This window comes from Acetobacter sp. DmW_125128, from assembly GCF_008704325.1.
Taxonomy (GTDB): Bacteria; Pseudomonadota; Alphaproteobacteria; order Acetobacterales; family Acetobacteraceae; genus Acetobacter; species Acetobacter oryzifermentans.
In genome coordinates this window covers 41,599-66,167 of record NZ_VHOP01000038.1, presented here as the reverse complement: position 1 = coordinate 66,167, position 24,569 = coordinate 41,599, and the positions used below count along the sequence as shown (strand labels likewise).

20 protein-coding genes and 1 riboswitch are annotated in these 24,569 nt (G+C 54.6%); of the genes, 9 read left to right on the top strand and 11 right to left on the bottom strand.

The annotated features are described in order from the left end of the window. Window positions 1-84: 84 nt before the first annotated feature. Together FKW19_RS11795 and FKW19_RS11790 are read left to right on the top strand one after the other, a co-directional pair. Window positions 85-1,017 carry a ribose-phosphate pyrophosphokinase gene (locus FKW19_RS11795; RefSeq protein WP_035362377.1) on the top strand — a complete coding sequence of 311 codons (933 nt, stop codon included), beginning with the start codon at window positions 85-87 and terminating at the stop codon, window positions 1,015-1,017. 11 nt (window positions 1,018-1,028) lie between these two features. Then, window positions 1,029-1,631, top strand: coding sequence for a histidine phosphatase family protein (locus tag FKW19_RS11790; RefSeq protein ID WP_089178577.1), 603 nt, complete (start codon window positions 1,029-1,031; stop codon window positions 1,629-1,631). Between the two features lie 3 nt (window positions 1,632-1,634). Here FKW19_RS11790 and FKW19_RS11785 read toward each other — a convergent pair whose 3' ends face one another. From FKW19_RS11785 to FKW19_RS11775, 3 genes are all read right to left on the bottom strand, one after another. Next, a complete protein-coding gene (locus tag FKW19_RS11785; protein WP_089178578.1) occupies window positions 1,635-3,074 on the bottom strand; it encodes a hypothetical protein in 1,440 nt (479 codons plus the stop codon). A gap of 142 nt (window positions 3,075-3,216) precedes the next feature. After that, window positions 3,217-3,636, bottom strand: a complete 420-nt coding sequence (locus FKW19_RS11780) for a hypothetical protein (RefSeq protein WP_006116970.1) — start codon at window positions 3,634-3,636, stop codon at window positions 3,217-3,219. Window positions 3,637-3,831: 195 nt separating this feature from the next. After that, entirely contained in the window at window positions 3,832-4,299 is a 468-nt protein-coding gene (locus tag FKW19_RS11775; RefSeq protein WP_006116971.1) for a hypothetical protein, read from the bottom strand. A 380-nt stretch (window positions 4,300-4,679) separates the two neighbouring features. Here FKW19_RS11775 and FKW19_RS11770 point away from each other — a divergent pair, with 380 nt between their 5' ends. Then, window positions 4,680-5,216 (top strand): DUF1269 domain-containing protein, encoded by a 537-nt coding sequence (locus FKW19_RS11770; RefSeq protein WP_063353539.1) that lies wholly within the window; start codon window positions 4,680-4,682, stop codon window positions 5,214-5,216. Between the two features lie 103 nt (window positions 5,217-5,319). Here FKW19_RS11770 and FKW19_RS11765 read toward each other — a convergent pair whose 3' ends face one another. From FKW19_RS11765 to FKW19_RS11755, 3 genes are all read right to left on the bottom strand, one after another. Then, window positions 5,320-5,832 carry a hypothetical protein gene (locus FKW19_RS11765; protein WP_035351023.1) on the bottom strand — a complete coding sequence of 171 codons (513 nt, stop codon included), beginning with the start codon at window positions 5,830-5,832 and terminating at the stop codon, window positions 5,320-5,322. Window positions 5,833-5,961: 129 nt separating this feature from the next. Continuing rightward, window positions 5,962-8,208, bottom strand: a complete 2,247-nt coding sequence (locus FKW19_RS11760) for a TonB-dependent receptor (RefSeq protein ID WP_089178579.1) — start codon at window positions 8,206-8,208, stop codon at window positions 5,962-5,964. A gap of 217 nt (window positions 8,209-8,425) precedes the next feature. Continuing rightward, on the bottom strand, window positions 8,426-9,199 hold the full coding sequence (locus FKW19_RS11755; protein ID WP_089178580.1) for an SDR family oxidoreductase: 774 nt from the start codon (window positions 9,197-9,199) through the stop codon (window positions 8,426-8,428). A 158-nt stretch (window positions 9,200-9,357) separates the two neighbouring features. Between FKW19_RS11755 and FKW19_RS11750 the strand changes: the two genes are divergently transcribed. The 6 genes from FKW19_RS11750 (at window position 9,358) to FKW19_RS11725 (ending at window position 17,333) form a co-directional block, all read left to right on the top strand. Continuing rightward, complete coding sequence (locus tag FKW19_RS11750) at window positions 9,358-10,281, top strand: LysR family transcriptional regulator (RefSeq protein ID WP_089178581.1); 924 nt, start codon at window positions 9,358-9,360, stop codon at window positions 10,279-10,281. A 65-nt stretch (window positions 10,282-10,346) separates the two neighbouring features. Beyond that, on the top strand, window positions 10,347-12,059 hold the full coding sequence (locus FKW19_RS11745) for a Na+/H+ antiporter (protein ID WP_116100335.1): 1,713 nt from the start codon (window positions 10,347-10,349) through the stop codon (window positions 12,057-12,059). 52 nt (window positions 12,060-12,111) lie between these two features. Beyond that, window positions 12,112-12,347: riboswitch (cobalamin riboswitch) on the top strand. Between the two features lie 135 nt (window positions 12,348-12,482). After that, the gene (locus FKW19_RS11740) at window positions 12,483-14,657 is read left to right on the top strand and encodes a TonB-dependent siderophore receptor (RefSeq protein WP_089178583.1); all 2,175 of its coding nucleotides are present in this window, start codon (window positions 12,483-12,485) and stop codon (window positions 14,655-14,657) included. After that, window positions 14,657-15,568, top strand: coding sequence for an ABC transporter substrate-binding protein (locus tag FKW19_RS11735; protein WP_089178584.1), 912 nt, complete (start codon window positions 14,657-14,659; stop codon window positions 15,566-15,568). The genes FKW19_RS11740 and FKW19_RS11735 overlap by 1 nt, the downstream gene beginning before the upstream one ends. Then, entirely contained in the window at window positions 15,565-16,578 is a 1,014-nt protein-coding gene (locus FKW19_RS11730) for an iron ABC transporter permease (protein ID WP_089178585.1), read from the top strand. Before FKW19_RS11735 ends, FKW19_RS11730 begins: the two co-directional genes overlap by 4 nt. Further along, complete coding sequence (locus FKW19_RS11725) at window positions 16,572-17,333, top strand: ABC transporter ATP-binding protein (RefSeq protein WP_089178586.1); 762 nt, start codon at window positions 16,572-16,574, stop codon at window positions 17,331-17,333. The genes FKW19_RS11730 and FKW19_RS11725 overlap by 7 nt, the downstream gene beginning before the upstream one ends. Before the next feature lie 76 nt (window positions 17,334-17,409). On the opposite strand, the gene FKW19_RS11720 is transcribed toward FKW19_RS11725, so the two are convergent. From FKW19_RS11720 to FKW19_RS11700, 5 genes are all read right to left on the bottom strand, one after another. Next, a complete protein-coding gene (locus FKW19_RS11720; RefSeq protein WP_089178587.1) occupies window positions 17,410-19,659 on the bottom strand; it encodes a beta-N-acetylhexosaminidase in 2,250 nt (749 codons plus the stop codon). After that, window positions 19,656-20,642: an N-acetylglucosamine kinase gene (locus FKW19_RS11715; RefSeq protein ID WP_089178588.1), complete on the bottom strand. Its 987-nt coding sequence runs from the start codon at window positions 20,640-20,642 to the stop codon at window positions 19,656-19,658. Before FKW19_RS11715 ends, FKW19_RS11720 begins: the two co-directional genes overlap by 4 nt. Continuing rightward, window positions 20,642-21,574, bottom strand: coding sequence for an N-acetylmuramic acid 6-phosphate etherase (locus FKW19_RS11710; protein ID WP_006116986.1), 933 nt, complete (start codon window positions 21,572-21,574; stop codon window positions 20,642-20,644). The genes FKW19_RS11715 and FKW19_RS11710 overlap by 1 nt, the downstream gene beginning before the upstream one ends. A 22-nt stretch (window positions 21,575-21,596) precedes the next feature. Next, on the bottom strand, window positions 21,597-23,063 hold the full coding sequence (locus FKW19_RS11705; protein WP_089178589.1) for a sodium:solute symporter: 1,467 nt from the start codon (window positions 23,061-23,063) through the stop codon (window positions 21,597-21,599). Window positions 23,064-23,289: 226 nt separating this feature from the next. Then, window positions 23,290-24,375 carry a helix-turn-helix transcriptional regulator gene (locus tag FKW19_RS11700; RefSeq protein ID WP_089178590.1) on the bottom strand — a complete coding sequence of 362 codons (1,086 nt, stop codon included), beginning with the start codon at window positions 24,373-24,375 and terminating at the stop codon, window positions 23,290-23,292. Window positions 24,376-24,569: the final 194 nt, after the last annotated feature.

The following is a 24,569-nucleotide window of genomic DNA, read 5'->3' as shown; positions in this document are numbered from 1 at the left end:
ACAACAGGCCCCGTGGTTGCTACACCCGGCCCGCCGGAGAGCCCTTTTTTCGTTCCACACCTAAGGCCGGGAACCGTCCTTGTCATGAAAATCGTCGCCTGTAACAGCAACCTCCCACTTGCCGAAGCCGTTGCCGCGGAGCTGAACCTCCCCCTCTGCAACGCCACCGTGCGCCGCTTTGCGGACATGGAGGTGTTTGTAGAAATCCACGAAAATGTACGTGGTGAGGACGTGTTCGTTATCCAGAGCACCTGCACCCCCACAAATGATAACCTGATGGAACTGCTGATTATGCTGGATGCGCTGCGCCGTGGTTCGGCCAAGCGTATTACCGCTGTCATGCCCTATTTTGGTTATGCCCGGCAGGATCGTAAATCCGGCCCGCGCACGCCTATCAGCGCCAAGCTGGTGGCGAATCTGCTGGTGGAAGCCGGTGCCAGCCGTGTGCTGACACTGGATCTGCACGCCATGCAGATTCAGGGCTTTTTTGATATTCCGGTGGATAATCTGTACGCAGCCCCGCTGTTTGTGCGCGACATTCGCTCCCACTATGGGGACCGCGATCTGATGATTGTCTCCCCCGATGTGGGGGGGGTGGTGCGTGCCCGCCAGTTGGCCCAGCGCCTGAACACGGATCTGGCCATTATTGACAAGCGGCGTGAACGCGCAGGCGTTTCCGAAGTGATGAACGTAATTGGGGACGTGCGTGGCCGCCATTGCCTGCTGGTGGACGATATTGTGGATAGCGGTGGCTCATTGTGCAACGCAGCCCGTGCCATTGCCAACCAAGGCGCCGCATCTGTGGGCGCATACGTCACCCACGGTGTGCTGACAGGGCAGGCCGTGGAACGCGTTGCCGATTCGCCTATCGAAATGCTGACGCTAACAGACAGCATTCGCGCTACGGAGCAGGTTATGGCTGCGCGCAATATCCGCCAGATCACCATTTCTGGTCTGTTGGCGCGCGCCATTCATGCTGTGGCGGATGAAAGCTCCGTTTCCTCCCTGTTCGATTGATCCGAGGCCCCATGAGCACGCTTCTCCCCCGCCCATACTGGTATTTGCGCCACGGCCAGACAGACTGGAACCGGGCTGGCCTTTCTCAGGGGCGCACGGATGTGCCCTTGAATGAAACCGGCATTGACCAAGCTGTGGCGGCGGGAAAGCTGCTTGAGGTTGCCTTGCGTGCAGCAGGGCAAAATGGGGTTACGCGCATTGTGTGCTCTCCGCTGGAGCGTGCTTTGCGTACAGCTACGATTGTGCGAGATGCCCTTGTTACCCACGGCCTGCCTGCTTTGCCGCTGGATGTGGATGCGGGGCTGGAGGAAGTCTGCTTTGGTGAGCAGGAAGGCCAGCCGATTGGGGATTGGTATGATAGCTGGATTGCCGGTGAATACACGCCACCGGGGGCAGAAACATTTGCTGCCCTAAAACAACGTGCCGCAGATGCCGTAAACCGCGCCACACAGGCCCCCGGTCGGCCTCTGATTGTGGCACATGGGGCGCTGTTTCGTGCTTTGCGTGCGGCCATGTTTCTGCCCGCCAATGTACGTCTGCCCAACGCTATTCCGCTTAGCTTGGAGCCAGAAGCAGAGAACCGTTGGAAGTTGCAGGAGCTGGCAGACGCGTAAGCGTTAGTTCCGGATTTTGTAGAGTTCGAACGAGAAACGGTTGGGCTTTTTTCTGCCGGGCTTGCCTATGCGTACGCTATATACCTGTTGGTAATGCTGTTGAATATAGGCACATACAGGCTGTTCTATTGTGCCTGATGTGCATGCTTGATACGGCAGCATAACAAAGGCCGGGTGCTGAGACAGATCCTGCAAGTAATGCTGGGCTGCGTTCTTTCCATAAATAATATCGATATGATCGCGGAAAAGGTAGCGATCAAAACTGTGCAGATGGGCCATGTAAAAATGGGTGTGCGGTGTACGGATGTTGAGAACTTTTTGCTGTTGAACCAGATCAGATACCCGCGTGTAATCAATCTGTTTGAAGTTGATATAATCTTTTAGATTTTTATGCGTTTCATCCACACCGCTAAGCACCACAACCGTAGCCAGTGGGGCGAATGCCCAGCCTGAAAAATGTATTTTCTGTTTGCTTAAAAGCACCAGCATGATGCTAACAGGCGCAAACCACAGCCCGGAATAATGGCTGAACGGGTGCCCGGAAAGAAGGGCCGCAGGCACAGAAGATACAAACCACAGCGTAAGCAGCGTGGTATCTGGTGTAGGGGCTGTTTTAAGGATAGATTTCTGCCCGAACCATTTGATGAGAATGGGCGAAAAAACCGCCAGATAAGCTGCAAGCAGCAGAACCGCCTTGATGCGTTTTGAAAGCTTGGCGCTGTAAGAATGTAAAAAAGTATGTTGCAGGGTAAAGTAATCTGCCAGCGCATGGTGCCCCTGCACCAGATAAGGCGAGAATAAAACCACCAATCCACCGCATGTGCCAAGGGCAAACAAAACCACGTTGAAAAGAGGGCGTGTGTTTGTCAGCAACAGGAAGCACACAGGCAAAAACAGGCAAATGCCTTCCAGATAGTTGATGTTAACCGTAAGGCCAAACGTAGCCCCAGCAGCCATAAGCAGCAGGGCGCGGTTTGTCTGCTGTGTGGTTGCAAATGTGCCTTTGCGGGTCAGCCAGATAACAGCCAGTTCTGTTGTTATCAGAAGTGTTTCTGTATTTCCGGCCAGTAGTTCAAATGGCGCACCCAGCAACACCAGCGCAGCAAAAACCCATAACCAGCGTGTGTGCCAGATACTGCGTGCCATAGCCGCAAATGCGGCAAGGGAAAGGAGAGCCAGAACCGTAAATTTGCCAACAGGCAACGGGGCAGTAAGTGCATCCCACACGCCGTAAAGCACATAAACGCCTACAGGTTTGTGATCGAACACATATTGGTACGGTAGCATATGCTCTTGCAGCATGCCGCGGCCAATAAGTGCGTAAAATGTTGTATCAGCCGTGGAAAAAGGCAGTATCAGATAAGAAAAAATATAAAAAATACTGCATAAAGAAATAATAAAAACGAATATCTTATTTCTTAAAATATTTTGTAGCTCAGACATTATCCTTCTCCTGCTTGAAGGTCTGGATATTCATGCAGGGAAAAGGAAGTAAAGGGTAAATAAGTTAAATAATTTTCTAAAAAGCATGGCAGAACAGCCAGTTGGCGTTTCCGCCATGCTTATTTTATCGGTGTTGAATACATCATACGGCAGACGTGTGTTCCTGCGGGGAAATGCGGCTTCTTTGCGGGAACAGGGCCGGATCATGCAGGGCACGCAGGCGCACGCAACGGGGCAGAAGCCTGCGGATAATGTGCATGGTTGCGGTATCGGAAAGCCCTGTCTGTTCAGAAAACCAGTCCAGTTCTTCCTGTAGGAAAAAGCCGCGCACTTCTGCCTCAGATGCTGGTGGGCTGTGGGGGGCGGTCTGCCAACGGCGGATGGTGGAAAGCATGCCCATGGCTTCTGCCCGCTGTTCCAGCTTGCTGGGCTGATCCGGCGTGGGAACAGGGCCAAGAACTTCGTTTAAAGCGCTTAACAGGCCGGATTTGTTAAACCACGCGGCTGTTACAAAATCTCCCACGCTCGAAATGGCGTTGGAAACGGAGTTCAGGAATGTCATGAAAACCTCCCGTATTTACAAAAGGGGTGCATACTGCCAACGGCGCGTAGGTTAAGAGAGTTTCCATGTGCCGAAAAAATAAAAACCGCCCCTGAACCAAGGGCGGTTTTTTACAAACAGAGCATCTGCCACAGCCAGCGGCCTTAAGCCATGTGGTGCGGCAATGCCGGGCGAGAGTAACCGCCTTTTTCTGTATTAGTCCTGCAATGGCAGCATAAAGGTGCCATCATCCAACTGGATACCACGCTGGGCGGCGTGGGCGCAGGTTGCGGTGCGGATGTCTTTGTCATCCACCGTGTTCAGGTCAATCATCTGGCCGGGGCCAACCATCAGTTGTCCTGCACCGCCAGCGGGGTATGCGGCATCGTTTTTCACATCGCTGCGTTTTGCAAGGGAGCGACCAAGAGAGCGCACCGTTGTATCATCATCAATGTTGTGGGCGTAACAGTAGTACATCAGCCCGGCAATATTGCCGACAGATGCGTTATCTACCGTGGGGCCGGGGCCAACTGGTGCTTCTGGCACAGAAGCCACGCCAACATTGGCAGCATGGGCAGGTGCAACCCCGGCAGCCAAAGCCAGGCCACATACGGCAGCAAGGGCCGCTTTGCGCAGTGTGTTCATGGGTGAACCTCCTTTGTGAACAAGTTTGATGGGGCTCACTATCGAACCGGCCCGGATATGCGGCAAGAGCCTTGGTTGCCGGTCTGTTATGCAGAAAATATTGGTTTGTTATCAAAAATCCTGCATGATTTGTGAAGTTTCGTGATCTAATCGGACAATAATAGTCCACATTATCACATAGATGTGAGTGTATGGATGCTATGCCTGTATTGGCAGGGATGCGCACGGTTATTCAGGCTTCTTATACGAATACTCTATAATGCTCTTTCTGTATTTTTCTTACACCTGCGCAATCTTGCCTACTGGCATGTGTGTGCTGGGCTTCCTATATCCAAGATCGAATACATACTTAACGTACATGCTGTTTGCCGCTGTGCGGGCCAGATGGCGTAAAGATGTAAAGCAGGGAGCCGATTTGAATGTCTGATCTGATTGTTCTGGGTTTTGACCACGTTGATGATGCCACCAAGGTGCTGACAGAATGCCGCGCCTTGCAGAAGGAATACCTGCTGGATCTGGAAGATGCCGTAGTTGTTACGCGGGATGCACAGGGTAAGGTACACCTGCACCAGAGCGTAAACCTTGAAAAAGCTGGGGCTTCCTGGGGCCTGCTTTCTGGTGGTTTCTGGGGTGCGCTGGTGGGCCTTTTGTGCCTGAACCCGCTGGCTGGCTTCCTGATCGGGAGTGCCGTAGGGGCCGGTGCTGGCGCGCTGTCTGGCAAGTTTTCTGATTACGGGATTGATGATGGCTTCATCAAACAGTTAAGCGATACCATCCCGCCCAACACCTCTGCTCTGTTTATTCTGGTGCGTAAGTCTCAGCCGGAAAAGGTTCTGGCCGATCTCAGCCAGTTCAAGGGCCATGCCCGTATCCTGCAAACCTCTCTTTCCCCAGAAGCAGAAGAAAAACTCAAGGCTGCCTTGGGTCAGGTTGCTGCGGCGCAAGCCAAGGCCTGAGCCATCTTTTAGGTATCAGCCTGCACTGTGCACATAAAAAACCCCCGGTGGCAGAAGCACACCGGGGGTTTTTTAGTATTTTAACGCACAGAACGAAAAAAGTTCACAGCCGTTTGCCCATTTCTTGCCGCAGGGTGTTGCAGCGCTGGGTATATTTTGCGGCCCGTGTGGCGGTAATCCAGTTGATAATAAATGCCGCTGCCAATGAGAGGAACGAGGCCGCAGTGAGCAACTGGCCTGTCAGATAGATTTTCTCATCATAATGCAGGGCGGAATACCACAGCAAAATCAGGCTCAGCACAGCACCAATAAAGCCAGAAGCACCCGTAAGCCGCATAAGGGAATCTTCCACCAGTTCAAAGGCGGCGGTCTCACGCCATAGGTCAAACAGGCGGCGGTCAATGTCTCCCACGTTTTCGGCGTGGTCTGCCTTTTCGGCTTCTGTGCGCTTGTGGGGGTTTTTGCGGTGGATCTCCAGCTCCTGCCGGGCCTTGGCAAAAACCTTCCGCCGTTCCTGAATGGCGGGCAGGCTGATATCCACAAAACTTAAAATGGCAACATTCAACCCGGCGGAAAGCTGAACAATGGCCTGAAAGTTGCCCCATGTCATATCCATTGGTCTGGCTCCTCCACGGGCTGGATATCCTCGTATTGGAGCCGTTTTCTGGGGCAAAATGCTGGTAAAATCAATCCACGCCAGTGTGGGGGCTGTGGCGCGTGGGCAGCGCCACAGCCGGTAACACGGTTAAAAACCTTGGGAAATCCCGCCCAGAATGGTGCGGCGCAGCCCATATTGCGGGGCCCCCACGCCAATGCCGGAGCCATCGCGCAGCTTGTAGGTGTGATCCCCCAGATTGATTACATCTATGCGGAACTGCGTATCCCCCGGCCATGCGCTGCCGAATGTATGGTGTATGGTTTCCACGGCAGAGAAGTTAACGGTGGCGTAGGGTGTAAGGGCCACCCCGTTGGGCACAAGGCCATCGGCCCGCAGCCCGCTGCCATATACCATGGTGGCAGATAGCCGCAGCGGAAAGCGCGTTTTATGGAAGAAGGAATAGGCCGCCCCGGCAGAGGCCGTCCAACGCTGATCGTGGTCCAGATGGACCCAGCGGTGCTGAATGTAGGCCAGATCATCCGGTTCCATATTAAACTGTGCGCTGGTGATATCCTTACCAATGGCGCGAGACCACGCAAAGTTGCCATAGAGTGAAAGCGGGCCATGATCGTAAGAGGTGCTGACCTCATACCCATTCACCTGCCCACGGCGATAGTTAAAGCCACTTAGGATAATTGGGGCGCCAAACTGGCCTTCATCAATCAGGTTATGAGCCAGCTTGTAATAGGCATCGAACGAGACACGCCAGCCCGGCAGAATGGTTTGCTCAATACCGGCATCAAAGTAATGGTCGCGCTCGGCCCGCACTTTGTTGTTCTGGTAAACAGAGGGCGCGGCACTGGTGCCCGCAAATTTGTAAAGCGAGGAAGAACTTACAACTTCAAACGGCGGAGGCGTGAAGTAGCGTGAATATCCGGCATGGATCACCCCGCCTTTCCATGGCTTCCACACAATGTTGATACGTGGGCTAAGCTGTTTTTCTGCCGTGTATTCGCTCACACCATCAAAGCGCAGGCCGTAATTGATGGTCAGGTTGCTGAGTGGGCGCCATTCATCCTGCGCATATAGGCCGTAAACCGTACCAGTTTTACCGCTGCCATCGTAAATGCTGAGCGGGGTTGTGCCAAAAGTGGCGTTGCCATCTGCATCCTCACCATCCTGCGCAAACACGCGGGAGAGGGATTTAGAGGTATTGCGTTCTACAAAAAGCTGAAAGCCAAAGCGCACGGTGTGATCTTTGGCAGCACGCCATGTCACATCATGCTGTGTGCCCATGGAAAAAACAGAGCGCGCGGCTTGTTGGGCAATGCCGTTATACACCAGATCCCCCAGCCAGTCGGGAGAATAGCGCAGGCTGCTATAGCGGGAGAACACAGAGCTTTGCAGGCTGAAGTCTCCCATCTCTTTCTGCAATGCCAGAATGGCAAAATCTGTAATCTGTTTTTGGTGCTCATCCAAATACGCACTGTCCACGCTGCCGTTCAACTGCTGCGCCAGATTGCTGCCAGAGTAGGCAGGCATGGCAAACTGGGTTTGCTGGCCGGGGTTGTTGGGCAGTTGGTATTCTGCGTTGGAAACACCGGCAATAAAGCTGATACGCGTGTTTTCATCCGCCGTGTAACGCAGGTGGCCCAAAAAGTGATATTGCTCGCTTAAATCATGAATGGCGTTGAAGGATGATGTTGTGTTTTCAATGCCCGTGCGGTCATGCACATAATCTGCCGTGGCAAAGAAATCCCACTTTCCTTTGTGAAAACCATATTGCAGGGAAGGGAAAAAGTAATCTCGCGCCCCGCCGTAAAGTGAGAGATTGCCGCCAGAATTGGTGGTGCCGTTCTTGGTGTTGATATCCACCACAGCCGCCTGCAAAAACCCAAACTGGCTGGGCAGCGCACCGGTGGTGAGGGACATGTTATCGGCAAAGCGCGTCATCAACGCCTGCCCGAACACACTCAGCCCCTCCGGTAATTGCACGCCATCCAAACGGAATTGCACCTCGTTATGGTCTCCACGCACATGGATCTGGCCATAACTGTCCTGCGCTACGCCGGGGGCTTGCAAAAGCACTTGGTTAAGCGGTGCGTTATCGGCCCCCGGAATGGTTTCCAGCGCCTGCCGGCTGAACTTGTGCACAGTGGCCCCGGTAGAGGGCGAAAGCTCTGAACGCATGCGGTCCAGATGCGCGGTAACAATTACCTGTTCGGCATCGTTCTTGTCATGCGCAATTACTTTTACGCTTTGCGGTTTTGTTTCAGAGGGCTTCTGCTGCTTTGTTTCTGTTGTAGACGTTGTGGTTTCAGCCAGGGCCATGCTGCTGCCCAGAGCAGTTAAAACAGTGGAGCAGAGAAGAAGAGCGGCTGATCGAACCATCATGCTGTGTGCTGCCTTGGTTGAGTGTGGCGGAGGGCGCAGCATGTATTATGTAATAGTATAACATTACAATAGAAATGAGCCGTGTGCGTGCAGCTTTCTGTGGGCTGTTGCACGCGCGCAACAGCTTTGCGCACAGAGCAAGGCACAAAAAAAGAGGCCACATGCAACACGTGGCCTCCTTGCGCATACCATTGTGCCTACGGGCACAAGGCAGATGTTATTTTGTGGTGTAACCGCCGTTTACCAGAATGGTCTGGCCCGTCATCCACCAGCCTTCAGAAACAATAAAGCGCACATACGGGGCAATATCTTCAATATCTGTCAGGCCCGTTTTGCTGAAGGGAGAAAGCGCTGCTGCCGTTTTGTGGTAAGCCACGGCATCTGCACTTTCCTGCCCGTAAAAGAACGGCGTATCCATGGGGCCGGGGCCAATGGCGTTAACAGAAATGCCACGCACGCCATATTCCTTGGAGGCCGCACGGGTAAAGTGTTCTACCGCAGCCTTGGAACCCGCATAGGTGGAATAAAACGGCGTGTAAGCCCCCAGCAGAGATGTGACGAGTGTGAGCAGCTTGCCGTTATCTGCCAGATGGTTCCCAGCTTCACGGATAAACTGATACGCCACCTTGGTGTTGATGGCGAACATGGAATCAAATTCTTCATCCGTGGTATCTGCAATCGGCTTTTTTAGCACCTTGCCCACGGTGTTAATGGCAATATCTGGCGCGCCAAAAGCGGCTTTGGCATCTGCAAACAGTTTGGCAACAGCACCTGGTTGCGTAAGGTCTGCCTGAAAAGCCGCGGCCTGTGCGCCTGCGGCTTTTACCGCAGCCACCGTGGCATCTGCTTCTGCCTTGCTGGCTGCACTGTGGTAATGGATGGCAATGGCTTTTGCGCCGTGTTCCGCCAGATCCCGCGCAATCAGCCCGCCCAGATTTTTGGCCCCACCGGCTATTAGAACAGTTTTGCCTTTAATGCTGTGATCTACCATGTTGGCTGCTCCCTTGCATGATCGAGGGGGCGATGGATGGTGGCCCCCGTTTTTCTATTTTCACCGTATCAGCTACAATAGCCGGATAAAGCTGTATGTTCTGACAACACTTGCCAGATTTACCGAACAATAAGGCAGCCACCACAAGGCTAACGTGTATGGATAGAATAGATCTTTTTCGTATTTTTGCCCGTGTGGTGGAGGCTGCCAGTTTTACCCACGCGGCAGAAACCTTGGGCATGCCGCGCTCTAGTGTGTCTGCCGCAGTGCAACAGCTTGAAAGCCGTGTGGGTGCACGTCTGTTAACGCGCACAACCCGCTCCGTTGCCCCCACGCCAGATGGCGCCGCGTTTTACGAACACTGCCTGCGCCTTGTGGCGGATGTGGAGGAAGCAGAAAATCTGTTCCGCCAGAGCGAAAGTGCCGTGCAAGGCGTATTGCGCGTTAACATGCCCGGCCGCATTGGGCGGCTGATAGTGGCTCCGGCATTGCCCGATTTTCTGGCAACATATCCCGGCCTTTCGGTGGAACTGGGGGTAACGGACAAGGCCGTTAATCTGGTGGAAGATGGGTTGGATTGTGTGCTGCGCGTGGGCCCTTTGCAGGATTCCGGGCTGATTGCCCGCCGTATGGGGGAGTTAAAGCTGATAAACGTGGCCAGCCCGGCATATCTGCATCAGCACGGCGCACCCCAATGCCCGGCAGACCTGCTGCATGGGCACGAGGCCGTAAATTATGCCTCCCCCCAGAATGGCCGCGTGGAACAATGGGAGTGGGAAGAAAACGGCCAAACCCACACGCTGGATATGCCGGGCCGTGTAACAGTAAACAGTGCAGAAGCCCTTATAGCCTGTGCGCTGGCTGGGTTGGGGATGATTCAGATACCCGCGTACGATGTGCGCTCTTACCTGCATACCGGCCAGTTGGTAAAAGTGCTGCCCAAATGGTGTGCGGCCCCTTTGCCTATGGCGTTGCTTTACCCACACCGGCGGCATCTTTCCATGCGGGTGCAGGTGTTTGCCGCATGGCTGGAGGAACTGGTGCGCCAGCAGGTTTTACGCCCTGTTTCCGCCGCTCCGTAAAGGTGGCGTGTATGTGCATAATGCCCGTTGCATAAACGCCTAAACACGCCCAAAGAGCGCAAGCCATGTTAACCATAGAAAACATTCTGTTGCTGCTTTTGCTGGCGGCAGTTAGCAGCCTGCTTGTTGCCCTGTTTAAACAGAAGGTTCCGCAGCCGGTTATTCTTATCATTCTGGGTGTGTTTGCGGCGTTGGCGGGCATGCATGTCAGCTTGCAGCCAGATATGTTCATGTTTGTATTTCTGCCGCCTTTGCTGTTTGCAGATTCATTCCGCATGCCATTGCGTGAGTTTTCAGAACTGCGCGGCCCCATTCTGTTTTTGGCCTTTGGGCTTGTGGTTATCAGCACGCTGGTATGTGGCTATGCTATTCATTGGATTGTGCCAGAACTGGGCTTGCCCATCTGTTTTACGCTGGCGGCAGCGCTTTCCCCCACAGATACGGTAGCTGTTTCCAGCCTTATTGAAGGGCGCAAAGTTCCCAATCGGTTGTTGCAGATTTTATCTGGTGAGGCCCTGTTTAACGATGCCTCCGGCCTTGTGTGCTTTCGCTTTGCCATGGCCGATGCCCTTACGGGGGAGTTCTCTTACAGGCAGGCTTTTGGCACGTTTTTAATGGTGGCGCTGGGCGGCTTGCTGGTGGGCGCTGCGGTGGCATGGCTGACTGTTAAGCTTAACCGCGTGCTGGTGCGTCGTGGGTATGATGATTCGCAATCCCAAATCATCTTTGTGCTGCTCTTGCCATTTTTAATGTACGCAGCGGCGGAAGCGGTGGAATGTTCGGGCATTCTGGCCGCCGTGGCAGGCTGCATGGTGCTTAAACTTTCCGGTATGATAGAGGATACCGCCACCTTTACCCGCTTACAGGCCACAACCGTATGGAACATTGTCAGCTACGTTTTTAACGCGCTTATCTTTTTGTTTCTGGGCTTGCAGTTGCCAGAATTGCTGCAACATGGCGTGGCGTTGGGCCATAAATACGATGTGGCTTTGTGGCAAGTTAGCCTGTTTGTGGTGCAAATATACGCCATTATGCTGGCCATGCGGTTTGCAGGCGTATGGACATCCGTTTTTGGCCGTTGGGTGGTGGCGCGTATTGGCAGCCTGCCGTTTGAACCCACGGGTTTTGCAGGCAGCTTGTTGCTGACATTTGCCGGGGTGCGCGGGGCCGTTACGCTGGCGGCTGTGCTTTCTCTGCCAGAAGGAGCGGATGGCACAGATGCCTTTCCCATGCGCGATGCCGTGGTGGTGGCGGCTACAGGTGTAATTGTGCTTTCCCTGCTGGCGGCCAGTGTGTTCATTCCTCTGTGCCTGCGTTTTTTGCCGCACGAAACGGTGGATAAAAATGCGCAGGAAGAAAACATGGCCCGCCAAAAACTGATACGCGCAGCCCTTGCAGTGCTTACAAAAGCGCGCACGCAGCCGCCTGCGCCCAACCCAAAGGGCACAGCACTGGCTAAGCCGGAGGGGCAAAGTGCCGCAGATGAAGCCCTGCGGCAGGAGGTGATAGACCGCCTCTATCAACTGTATCACAGCCGGTTGGAAGAGGAGGATGAAACGCCGCGCATTACGCCGCTGGATCGTAACCGGGCATTGCGCCATGCACGTATGGATCTGGCCCTGCGCCTGCAATTGCTGCGGGCAGAACGGCAGGCCATGCGAGATATGACATCGCGCAGAGAGATCAATGACCAAACAGAATGGAAGCTCCAGCAGGAACTGGATTATGAGGAGCAGGTGATCCGCTCGCAGTCTCAGCGCCTCCCGCGGGAGGCCTAAAGCCCGCCTGCCAAACGTGGCGTGCTTTTGTTGACAAGCCACCCCCAGCCTGTAAACCACACCGCATGATGGTTTCCCCTTAGGGGAATGAAAAGGGAACCGGGTGCCCGCGCCGTTGCCTGCAATGGTTTTGCGATATTCCCGGGCTGTCCCCGCAACTGTAAGCGGCATGGATGTGCACGCACAGCGCCTTACGCGCTGGCCCACTGGAACAAACCTTTCCGGGAAGGGGTGCCACAACCGAAAAAACCGCAAGCCAGGAGACCTGCCATCAGCACACAGTTGCAGACGGGGCATGTCAGCCGGGGTGTGCTGGCAGGCTGGGCTAGCGGTTAGCCTATGGGGTGGTTTGCGCCCCTGTGGTGGAAAAAGCCGGGCCAGGTCTCGTGGCAACGCTGTTAAACCGCGAGATTGCCTAAAGCCATGCGCCTTAAAACCCTTTTGCTTACCGGCTCATCTTTGCTGCTGGTAGAAACCACTGCCGTTTGGGCGGCAGATGCCCCAACCTCCGTCACATCAACGAGCAAAAATACTGTTGCCACCAAGGCGGCAGCAACACCAGCTACCACTGTTCCGGCGCCACAAAATGCGCCTGTTTTGGCCGGGGTGGAGGGCATGCAAGCTGTGCAAGCGCGCAGTGCGCAGGCTTACCCGGATTACATTACGGTTAGTGCCGCACGGCGGCCCATGCGGGCGGATGAAATTGGCACGGCCATGACGATCGTGACAGAAAAGCAGATACTCACCCAGCAGCGCCGCACGTTAACAGATATTCTGGCCCGCCAACCGGGGCTGAATGTGGTGCGTTCGGGCGGTTTTGGGGGCACTACCTCTATTTTTATGCGTGGCAACAATGCCAACGAGGTAAAAGTGCGGCTGGATGGCATGGATATTAACGATGGCAGCTCCACTTCTGGTGCGTTTGATGCCGCGCAGTTTGTAACCGATGGCATGGGCCGCATAGAAATTTTGCGCGGGCCGCAAAGTGGCCTGTACGGGGCGGATGCCATGGCCGGGGTGATTGATATAACCACCGCGCAAGGGCAGGGTAGGTTCACCCCTTTTGTGCGGGTGGAAGGTGGATCTTACGGCACGTTTAATCAGGTTATGGGCGCGCGCGGCAGTAAGGGAAAGTTCCATTACAATGTGGAGCTTTCTCATTACCGGCAGGATGGCTTTCATGAAATCCCGCGTTATATCGGGCGCTATTTTGGCGCAGATAAGGAGCAGCGCCACCGGGGGGATAGAAACGATAACCGCTCCGCCAATATTCGCCTTGGCTATGATGTGACGCATAATTTTGATCTGGGGCTAACGGCCCGGCTGATCCAGAGCAATCTGCACACCTACAGCAGCTATAATATGGAAGATGAATATTACAGCCGCTTGGGATATTACGGTGATGTCAGCAGCGAGCGTGAACATACCACGCAAAATCAGGCCATTGTGCGGGGCACTGCGCATTTGTCCTCATTTGGTGGCAGGTTCGATCAGGTCATTGGTCTGGGGTATATGACAGGCCGCAGAAGCTGGACAGAAACCGGCACCACGCTGGAAGGCGATGCCTTGCAGTATGATCCCACATATTACCGCACCAGCCGTATCAAGATAGACTGGCACGGCACCGTCAATCTGGATAAATACGGATCTCTGCTTGTGGGGGCAGAGCATTTTCATGATACGTTTAATTCCAGCCAAGGAAATAGCGCGCCATCTTCCACGCCGTTCAGCACCAGTGCGGGCATGGATACCACGGCAGGGTATGGGCAGTATCAGGGTAATTGGAACAAGATTTTATATGGTGCGGCCAATATCCGGTATGACGCCAATTCCCGCTACGGCAATTATGTGACGTGGCGCGTGGCTCCGGCCATTCATATTCCGCACAGCGGCACGGTTATCAAGGCCAGTGCAGGCAGTGGTTTTCATGGCCCTTCATTGTATCAGCTTTTTGCCAACCAGATTTCCACCAGCTATGCAGAAAAGGGGAACCCCAACCTGCGGGCCGAGCGCCTGATAGGGTATGATGTGGGCGTAGAACAAACCTTGGCGCATGACAAATTGCATTTTGGGGCCACATGGTATGAAAACCACGTGCGCAACCTTATCCAGTCCGTAAGTTCTTACGAAAATTATTACTCCACCTACTCCTACAATAACGTCGCCCGTGCCCGCATGTATGGCGTGGAAGCGTATCTGGACTGGAAAGCGCTGGATACGCTGGATTTCAACCTGAACTATACATGGACCCACGCGCGAGATGCCTCTACCGGGCAAGAACTCCAACGCCGCCCGCAGCACAAGTTCAACTTCAATACCACATGGCAGCCGGTGGATGGGCTCTCGCTTTCGGGCAATATTCTGTATGTCAGCGGCGCGCGTGATGTGCCTGTTATTTCCGATACGTACCAGTATTGCAGCACATGCGGTAAAGACCACGGATATTTCACCATAGATCTGGCGGCCAGTTATAAAATCAACCGCTATGTAACAGTGTTTGCGCGGGCAGATAACTTGCTGAACCGCCAGTATGAAAGCCCCATAGGCTACCTTCAGCCCGGCCGCGCAGGCTATGGCGGCTTTACGCTGAATTACTGATGCAGTTTTCCGTAATCCTCCGCCGGGTGGGTATGTGTGTACTGGGTGCAGCCCTTGCGGTGCCTGCGCCGGGGGCGGAACGGGCAGAGCGTGTGGCATCGCTTAACCTGTGCACAGATCAGCTTGCCCTTATGTTGGCAGACCACAAGGATATTATAGGCCTTTCCACTTTGGCGCGGGATTGCACGGAATCTGTGTTGTGCCAGCAGGCGCAGGACGTGCCGGTGTTGCAATCCACGGCGGAAACAGTGTTGGCCGCCAAACCAGATGTGGTGCTGGCAGGCCGCTTTACAGCCCGCTTGGCTGTGCGGGCTGCAAAGGAGGTAGGGGCCAAAGTGCTTACGCTTCCGCCCGCATCTTCCTTGGCGGATATTCCAGACCAGATCATGCAAGTTGCCAATGCGGTGGGGCACCCCGAACGCGGGCGGCAGCTTGTAGCGGCATTTCAAGCCCGGTTGGCGGAACTTGCTACCACCCGCCAACTATCAGACCCCATAGCCGTGGTGTATGAGGCCAATGGCTTTGTGGTGCACGCCCATAGTTTGCCCGATGATGTGCTGGCTCATGCCGGTTTGCGTAACTTTGCCACCACGGCAGGCACGCCACCTTTGGGCGGGCGCGTACCGCTGGAAGTGCTGTTGGCTTATCACCCAGATTTACTGGTGCGCGATCCCTCCGGCCCCGGCCATTCTCTTGCACAGGCCATGCTGGCCAACCCGGTTATGCTGGCCATGTTTGCGCCGCCACATGTTGTGGATGTGCCAGCGCGCCTTTGGCTGTGTGGGTTGCCACAAACGCTGGATGCCGTTGCCTCATTACGTCACGCGCGGGATACCATTGTGGCTGATGGCACAAAGAATTTTCAAAACCCACCTATTACGCAGCCTACGGTAAAGGAAACCCAACCATGAAGCCCTTGCGCCCCGTTGTGCTGAACACGCTGTTGGTGGTGCTGGTGGCCGTTATGGCTGTGGCCTCTTTGTGGTGGGGGGAAAGCAGCATTAACGTGCCAGCAGCCTTGGCAGATTGGTGGGCCGGTGCGCATTCCATAGGTGCGGTTATTATGGGGCAGTTGCGCCTGCCGCGTATGTTGCTGGCCCTTATGGTTGGCGGCACGTTGGGGCTAAGTGGTGCGGTGCTGCAAGGCTATTTGCGCAACCCGCTGGCTGACCCGGGGCTTTTAGGTGTTTCTGGTGGGGCAGCCCTTGGGGCTGTTTGTGTGTTCTATACAGGACTTTTTCAAATAGCCTCGGCTTTGCTGCCTTTGGGTGGTTTGGCCGGTGCATTGGTTACGGCCACGTTGCTTGTGGCGCTGGTGGGGCGTGGTGGCGCATTGGTGCTGTTGTTGGCTGGTGCGGCAGTGAGCAGTTTTACCGCAGCCCTTACCGCACTGGTGCTGAACCTGGTGCCCAGCCCCTATGCCACGTTTGAAATCATGCACTGGCTTATGGGGTCTTTAACAGATCGCACCCTTAATGATGTGCTGCTGGCCTTGCCCGGCGTGGTGGTGGGGTGTGCCCTGCTTATGGGCTGTGGCCGCGCCTTGGATGCCCTAACAATGGGGGAGGACGTGGCCAAAAGCCTTGGTTTTCGGCTTGGTGGTGTTGGGGGCGTGCAAATGCGCGTGGTTGTGGGCACTGCATTGGCTGTGGGCTCTTGCGTTGCGGTTTCTGGCGCTATCGGGTTTGTGGGGCTGGTGGTGCCGCATTTGTTGCGGCCTTTGGCGGGGCATCGGCCATCTCGGCTTATGGTGCCAGCATTTTTGGGCGGGGCTGCGCTTTTGCTGGCGGCAGATCTGGCAGTGCGGCTTATGGCCGGGCGCACAGAATTGCAGTTGGGTGTGGTAACGGCCTTGGTGGGGGCGCCTGTGTTTTTCCACCGTGTTATCTTGTTTAGAAAACGGAACATGCTGTCATGTTAAATGTGCAGAATGTTGGGTTCAGCATAGAGGGCGCGCAGCTTCTCCAAGCTGCCACTGTGCAATTTGAGGCGGGAAGCGTAACAGCATTAATAGGCCCTAATGGTGCTGGCAAAAGCACGCTGTTGCGTATTATGGCGGGTTTGTTACCCGCCACGCAGGGGCATGTGGTGTGTGATGGCGCGCCTTTGCAACAGCTTACATTGGCCCAGCGTGCGCGGCTTATGGCGTATATGCCGCAGGATGTGCCGCCATTTCCGCCCATGCCAGTGCGGGAGGTGGCATCACTGGGGCGCTTGCCTTATGGGGAATCTCCCACACAGGCCTTGCATCGTCCGGCAGTGGCGCAGGCTTTGGCGGAAGTGGGGTTAATGGGGTTGGCGGATCGTCCAGCCAGCCAACTTTCTGGTGGAGAGCGTGCACGGCTCATGCTGGCGCGTGCTTTAGCGGTGCAGGCCCCCATTTTGCTGGCGGATGAACCCGTAGCCGCGCTAGACCCTGCCCATGCCTTGGCGGTTATGCAGGTGTTTTGCAAACTGGCGGCACGGGGCACGTGCGTTGTGGTGGTGTTGCATGATTTGTTGCTGGCCACACGTTTTTGCAAAACCTTGGTGCTCATGCAGCAGGGCCGTATTCGGCATACCATTCCCCCTACCAGCCTGACAGATGAGATGGTGCGCCAAACTTACGGTGTTACCACGCGGCGGGTAGAAAACGCCGTTGTGCCGTGGGATTTATGCACGGCACAGCCAGAGTAAGCAGAGTAGTTTTTTACACGTGCCCGTGCAGCCATACAGACATATGCTGCGGTAGCGCGTTTGTAAAAATGCGTTCTTAGGGCAGGGTTAATCCACCTTCGCGCGTTACCAAGGCTTCCACACCCGGTACAATACGCTGGATTAAATCTCCCGCAGGTTGGGGCGTATTGGTGACAACATGGATGGAGGATGAAGCTGCAATGTCCTTGCGCGCTGCATCCAATGTTTCCCGCGCCTGTTCACGCCATCCGGGTGTGCGCTCTGTACCCAGTGCCGCCAGCCCGGCACGGGCAAGGGCGGCCAACCGGGTAGATGCCGCCAGTGCGGGTGTAAGCGCAGCATGGCGGGCTGCAACCTGATGAAACGCGGCATCATTATCCGCCCAGATGGTGAGTTGCCGTTCCAGCTCTGGCTTGAGTTCCACCTTGCCGTTTACAAAGGCAGCAGCCTCGGCATTAAACCTTTCAGCCTCAAAGCTATCTGGGCTGGCAATGTCTGATGGGGTATTTAAATCCTGTTCCGTGGCCGTTTGCTTATGGCGGATTTGTAAAAATTCGTGGTTATGGGCGTAATTGCGTACGGGGGAAACAGCACTTAGCAGCACACGCGGGGCTTGTGTTTCACCCGCGGCAAGGCGATCTAGCAGGGCATCGGCATCTTCGCGGCTTTTCAGGCCCATAAGGTCCAGTTTATCCTGAGTCATCGCCAGCCTGCCATACAGGGTTTGAGGCACGCAGTTTTGTGGGGTAGACCAAAACCGCTCCGCCACGGCGGCCATGCGGGGCCATAGGCGGGCATCCAGCATGTCTTCATCCACCACTTCTGTCCACAATGCGCCTTCGGCCCCCAGTATCAGGGTTTTTTGCTGCTTTGTTAGCGGGGGTACGGGGGCATCGGGTTTGGTGTCTGTGGGGGTGGCAATGGTGCCGCCGGGGCCAGTTGTTTGGGCTGCGGCCTGTGCCTCTGCGGCATCCTTGCGGGTGTCTAGCGGGTCTGTCTCATAATAGGCGGAGGCAGGCAGCAGCCTATCCAGATAATATGGGCCAGACACCACCACGGGCAGGCCTGCCTCTGCGGCTTTTGCTGTGTTGGCTGGGCCGCGCCAGCTTTCTATAATGGTGTGGGGCGGCACATTGGCCGCCAGAACCTCATCCCACCCCATAACGATTTTGCCATCGGCTTTGAGTATTTGCGCCACGCGGTTTGTAAAACTGGCTTGCAAATCAGCCGGTGTGGCAAAATGATGCGCCTGCATGTAGCGCACAATGCGGGGTGTCAGTGTCCATTGTTTGGCTACCACCTCATCCCCACCAATATGGAATACGGGATCTGGAAACAGGGCGGACATTTCAGCATACAGCTCACGCACAAAACTGTAGGTGGCGGGGTTTGTGGGGTCTAGCGCCGCGCGGTTGATCTCGGCACGGTCTGTTGTGTTCATGGGTAGGACAGAGGCGTATTGTGGGTAGGCCAGCAGCATGGCAAAGCTGTGGCCCGGCGTATCAAATTCCGGCACAATGCGAATGCCTCTTTCTGCTGCATATTGCACCAGATTACGGATTTCGGCCTGCGTGTAATATTGCCCGTGGCTGCTGATTTTTTGCAGGCGCGGGTAACGCCTGCTTTCTACCCGAAATGCCGCACCATCTGAAAGATGCAGGTGCAGTACATTCAGTTTTACCATTTCCATGGCATCAAGCTGCCGCTCAATAGTGGGGATGGACATAAAGTGGCGGCTTACATCCAGCATCAGCCCGCGCCATGCAAAGCGTGGGCTATCCTGAATATGCGCCTGCGCCATAACCGGGCCTGTGGCCTCACGCCGTACAAGCTGCACAATGCTGGCCAAACCATGCAGCACACCGGCAGGGCCTTGCGCCGTTAGGGCTATGCCATCTGGCCCCACATCCAGCGTATAATCCTCCCGCATGGTGGGGGCGGGAAAACTGGCCTCACGCGCATACTGAATGTGGATGGGAAAAGTGTTTTGGTCTTTTCCCTTTTTTGCATTTTCTACATAAACCTCTTGCCCGGCCACTACGCTCATGCGGTTTGCAAAGCGTTGCATGGCGCGGGTTAAAAGCGGGGTAGGGGGGCTTTGCCAGATAACCTGCCATTGGGCAGGCAAGGCAAAAGCAGATCCATCCGTTTGCAGCGTACTGGGTGCGGGCATGATAACTGGCGGCTGCGGTGCGTTAAACACTGCGGGCTGCGCGGTATCTGCTCTGGCAGGGGCAAGGTTTGCACCAAAACCTGCCAGCACACCTACGGCGCACCCGGCGGCCAGAACACGTAAGCCAGTGCGGATGGAAAACCCCTTTATCATGCAATCGCCTTTCCGTGTGTGAGATTGCGGGCAAGTTGGCAGATCCATGTGGCATCACTATGCCATCCGGCCAGTTCTGCTGCTTTTAATACCGCACCACCAATAGGCGGCAGTGTAGCGGGGTGCGGTTTTGTGCCCAACAGGGATGTGACGGTTTGCAGCACAACGGGGTTGTGCATCACGCTGCCGCCGTAGCTCCACGCCAAAGGCAGAGGAGAAGGCGGCAGGTTGCTTACCTGTTTGGCCGTTGCGTGGGCCAGTTCTGCCAGATGTCCGCCAGCGGCACGCAGTAGGGCTATGGCGTATGTTTCTTTATTCTGAGCTAATGTGTGTACGGTTGCGGCTACATCGCCCACGGCGGAACGCGGGTGCGTGCGGGTGCGCAGCCATTCTCGCAGGGCGTCTGGTGCGGTGGGGCCTGTGGAGGGCAGGTTCAGGCTAAGGAGCAACGCTTGCGCAAAAGCGGCAAAAGGCACGGAAGGATCATCCAGATACCGCGTGGCATAGCCTAGCGCTTTGCGGCCTATCCAGTAACCGCCGCCTTCATCCCCCAAAAGCCAGCCCCAGCCACCAGCGCGTGCTGTTTGCCCGTTTGCCCCCACCGCCATGGCGACAGACCCGGTACCCGCCAACACAAACACCCCCGCTTGGCCCGCAAAGGCGGCGCGGTGTGCGGTTTCCACATCATTTTCTAACCACAGCCGCACATTGGGGCCAAGGGCTGCGCGGGCCACCTGTTCCTGCTGGGCGGAGGAAGGGCGTGCGGCATCATACCCTGCCATGCCCAGCACGGCAGATTGCAAAGTGGTGCGTGGCATTTGTGCCAGAAGGTGGCGCAGGTTTTCGGCCCATTCTGGCCTATCAAATGGGTTGCAACCGGGGCCAGTAGCCTGCGCCAGTACGGTGGCATCTGGTGCTATTACCACCACACGCGTATGGGTGCCGCCGCCATCCAGCGCCAGAATGGTGGGGTGGGCGACCATTAGGCTGAGGCCTCTGCGGGGGTTTTTGCCGCAATACGCGCCAGAGCCTTGCGCAAATGTCCGCCACACAACGTTAAAAGCTGCCGGGCCTGCGGAACATCCAACCCGTGGCGCAGTAGTACAGCCAGCTTGATACTGCCGTTGGCGTGTTGCAGGGCATCTTCTGCCTGCGCTTGTGTGCAGCCCGTAAGATGGCGCAACATGCGGTGTGCGCGCCGCACCAGCTTGGCGTTAACAATGCGCATATCTACCATCTGCCCGCGCCATGTATGGCCCAAGCGGATCATTAACGTGGTGGACAGCAGATTAAGGGTTACTTTTTGCGCCGTACCGGCCTTCATACGGGTGGAGCCTGCCACCACTTCTGGCCCGGTTTGGATCAGCACCGGGTATTCAGTATTCAAAAGGCGTGTGTTTGGGCTGCATGACATACCAATGCACAGGCTGCCTGCACCCTTGGCAGTTTCCAGCGCAGCGCAGGTATAAGGCGTGCCACCGCTGGCCGCCACGCCAATAACAACATCCTGCGCGGTGGGGGCATGGGCATTTATGGCGCGGCGGGCTTCGGCTTCATCATCTTCTGCCCCTTCAACGGGGTTAAATAGCGCGGCATCACCGCCTGCCAGCATGAGCACCAGCCGCTCAGCAGGCCAACCATAGGTGGGAATAAGCTCTACCCCATCTTGCAACCCAATGCGGCCCGATGTGCCTGCGCCCACGTAAAACAGGCGGCCTCCGGCCTCTAACCGCGGTACGGCGGCTGTAATGGCGGCTTCTAGTTGCGGCAGGGCGGATTTTACAGCGGCAACGGCCCCAAGCTGGCTTTCCAGCAGGGCTTCCAGCACCGTGCCTGTGGGCCATATGTCCAGATCTGTGTAGCGGGCATCCAGCGTTTCTGTATGGGCAAGCGGAACAGAGGCAGGCTGGAGCATAAGTGGAACCCTTTGTATAAAACTAATGGCGTATTTTCTTTTGTATCACATAGCGCAGGCCGACCAGCCCAAACAGTGTGATCATGCCCAGCACAATCAGCCAGACAAAAGCCAGCGGTTTGCCGTGGGGGTGCAGATACATCATGGCCAGCACCATAAGCGGTACGCTCAGGCCAAAGGCGGGGGCCAATATGCGCGCCTTTAGGCCCGGCCATGCCATGCCAGCTATAAAGCTGGCCAGCATGGGGCCATACCCACATGCGGCAATAGAAAGCCCAACCAGCACGGCAGACTGGCTGCCCTGTGCAAACATGCCCGCGCACACCACCAATGCCACAGCCCAGAACAAGGTAACAACCCGTGCAAACCCAAGGCCGGAAAGGCCAAGTTTGCGGGCCGCCCATGCGCAGGGGGCTGCAAAATCTCCCATTGTGGCGGCTGTCATGGCGGAAAGCGTGGCGGAGAGAGACCCCATAGTGGCTGCCAGCACACCTGCCAGCATCAGCCCCCGTAAGCCGGAGGGCAGTTCCTGCGCGATATAGGCGGGAAAAATGGCATCTGGCGTGGCAAATCCAGCCTGATGCAAGGTGGCCCCACCATGATGCACCCATAGCAGCACGCCCACGCCAGAAAGCAGCGCAAACAAAAGGCCCACTCCCACAGCGCTGCCCATAAGGGCCAGCCGTGCATCACGCAGGCAGCGGGCCGCCAATACGCGCTGTACCATAAGCTGATCTGTTCCGTGCGAGGCTACAGAAAGCACCGTGCCGCCCAAAAGAGCCGCCAGTGGCGTAAAGGAACTGGTGAAAGGTGGCGTATGGTTCACAAACAAATCAAACCGCCCCGCAGCATATAGCGTATGCAGCACACCCGGAGGGGCTACCTGCCACAGCAGGGCAAGGCAGGCGGCAGAGCCAAACAGATACAGCCCGAACTGAATACTGTCTGACCACACAACAGCGCGCAGGCCACCGCACAGCGTATAAAACAGCGTAACCAGCATAATACCGCCCAGCAATGCAGCATGGGGCAGGCCCATATGTGCGGCATCCAACATAGCCGCCAGAGGCAACATGCCTGCAAACAGACGCACAGCTTCCGCCAGCAAGCGTGTGATTAAAAATGTAGAGGACGCCATACGCTGCATGGAAGCGCCAAAGCGCTGGCCCAGCCAATCATACGCGCTGAGCATTTTGCCTGATTGATAAAGGGGCAGAAACTTCCAGGCCACAATGGCGCGGCCTATCAGATACCCAAGGGCCAACCCCACAAAAACCATGCCGCTGCCATAGGCAATGCCGGGCACGCTGATAAGCGTAAGGGTAGAGGTTTCTGTTGCTACAAGGGAAAGGCAGAGTGCCCACCACGGCAGATCACCATGCCCTTCAAGGTATGCTGTGGCGGAGGTTTGGCGGCCAGCAAGCCCCAGCGCCAGAAGGGGCAGGGCTGTAAGGTACGCCAGCATGACCAGCAGATCGGCAAATGTCATATCTGGCGTAAGGGTTTTGGCATGATAGGGCGACGCTAAAAACTATTTTGGAAGAAGAAACAGTGCCAGCGTAGTTTTGCCACCATGAAAGATCAACAGCTTAGGCGCATGATTTCTTGCGTGGGAACTGGAGAAAAGGGCTGCCTTGGCGTGAGATGAAATTATCAGGCACCATATCTGCCTGTCCGGTTTGGCTATGTATGGGTTTGATGTTATGCGGCTATAATTATGGCAAACAATCTATGTCCTTTATGAAGGAAGCAAGCTTGACCTGACTGTTAATATCCAGACGAGTAAAAGCCTCCTTAATAGTTTGTCTGGCTGTGCCTTCAGTAATATTAAGCGTTTTAGCTATCTCCTTTACAGGAAGCCCATTGGCAATCATGCAAGAAATTTTGGATTGTGCAGGAGAAAGAAAGAAGTTTTTAAGTATTTTTTCTGTATTCTTATTGATATGGCAATCATGAATAATAAGGAATTTTGGGAAAAGAAGAGAAATATCCTGATTGTTTTTTTTAATGTTGTTGAAAAAGCCGATTTTCGCAATAAATTTTTTCTGTGATTTTGTTGAGAACGTAACATATGTATCCTTTTCAGTAGAGTTTAACAATTTTTCTATTTTTATTTTAGAATCTTCATATTTGTTTTTGATTTTATTGTTTATAATAAAAATGCCATATTGTTCCATATCTATCATCTTATGGTTTGCAAATAAAATATTGTTTTGTTTATCAAAAATGGCAATAGCATACGGCATATTGTCGATAAGGCATTGAAAGCAATCTTTTGTGTTTTTGTTATAATAGAAGTTATCCCCTATATTTATAGCCTGTATAATATGGGGAATAAGCGTGATCAGCTTTTTTTTGGATGTTGAAAGGGTATCGGCTGGGGCGTCGATTGGGTTTTGTATGGATAAAAGAAATTTTTTACCGCGAAAATTTTCAAAAAGGCAATTCTGTAGCCTGCGGACGCCAAAATCTTTGAGATATTCCTGATAAAATGGAGAGTGATCAAGCTCCTTATCTGTTAGAAAACTATCGTCTATATAACAAAAATCTCCGGGCATACTTTGGGGTTTGTATGATCTTAGCGGAGATTTTCCGCTCCATTGAGAGTAATAAAGTAAGTCAGATTCTTCGTTTTTGCTGCTTCCATAACGCCATTGAATACAATCTGGGTCTAAAGGAACCAGTGCTGCCCCACCTTCATTGCTGCCGTTACAGTATTCTGCAATAGTGGCGAGTGATTTTTTCCATAGACTTCTATTGTCAATAGTTGCGTATATATTTTTTATTATTTCTGAAAGCATGTCTGTGAATATCCATTTTTAAGTAATACTTACTCAAAGAGTACACGGTTGCCCTCAACGGCACGCGCACAATAAGTTAATGCGATACAAACGCAATATACCATTTGGTATAATTATTTTTTTTCAAACACACCCCATATGGTAGTGGATGATATTTTCCAAACAAAGCGTAATCGGCGCAGGCAAACCATGTA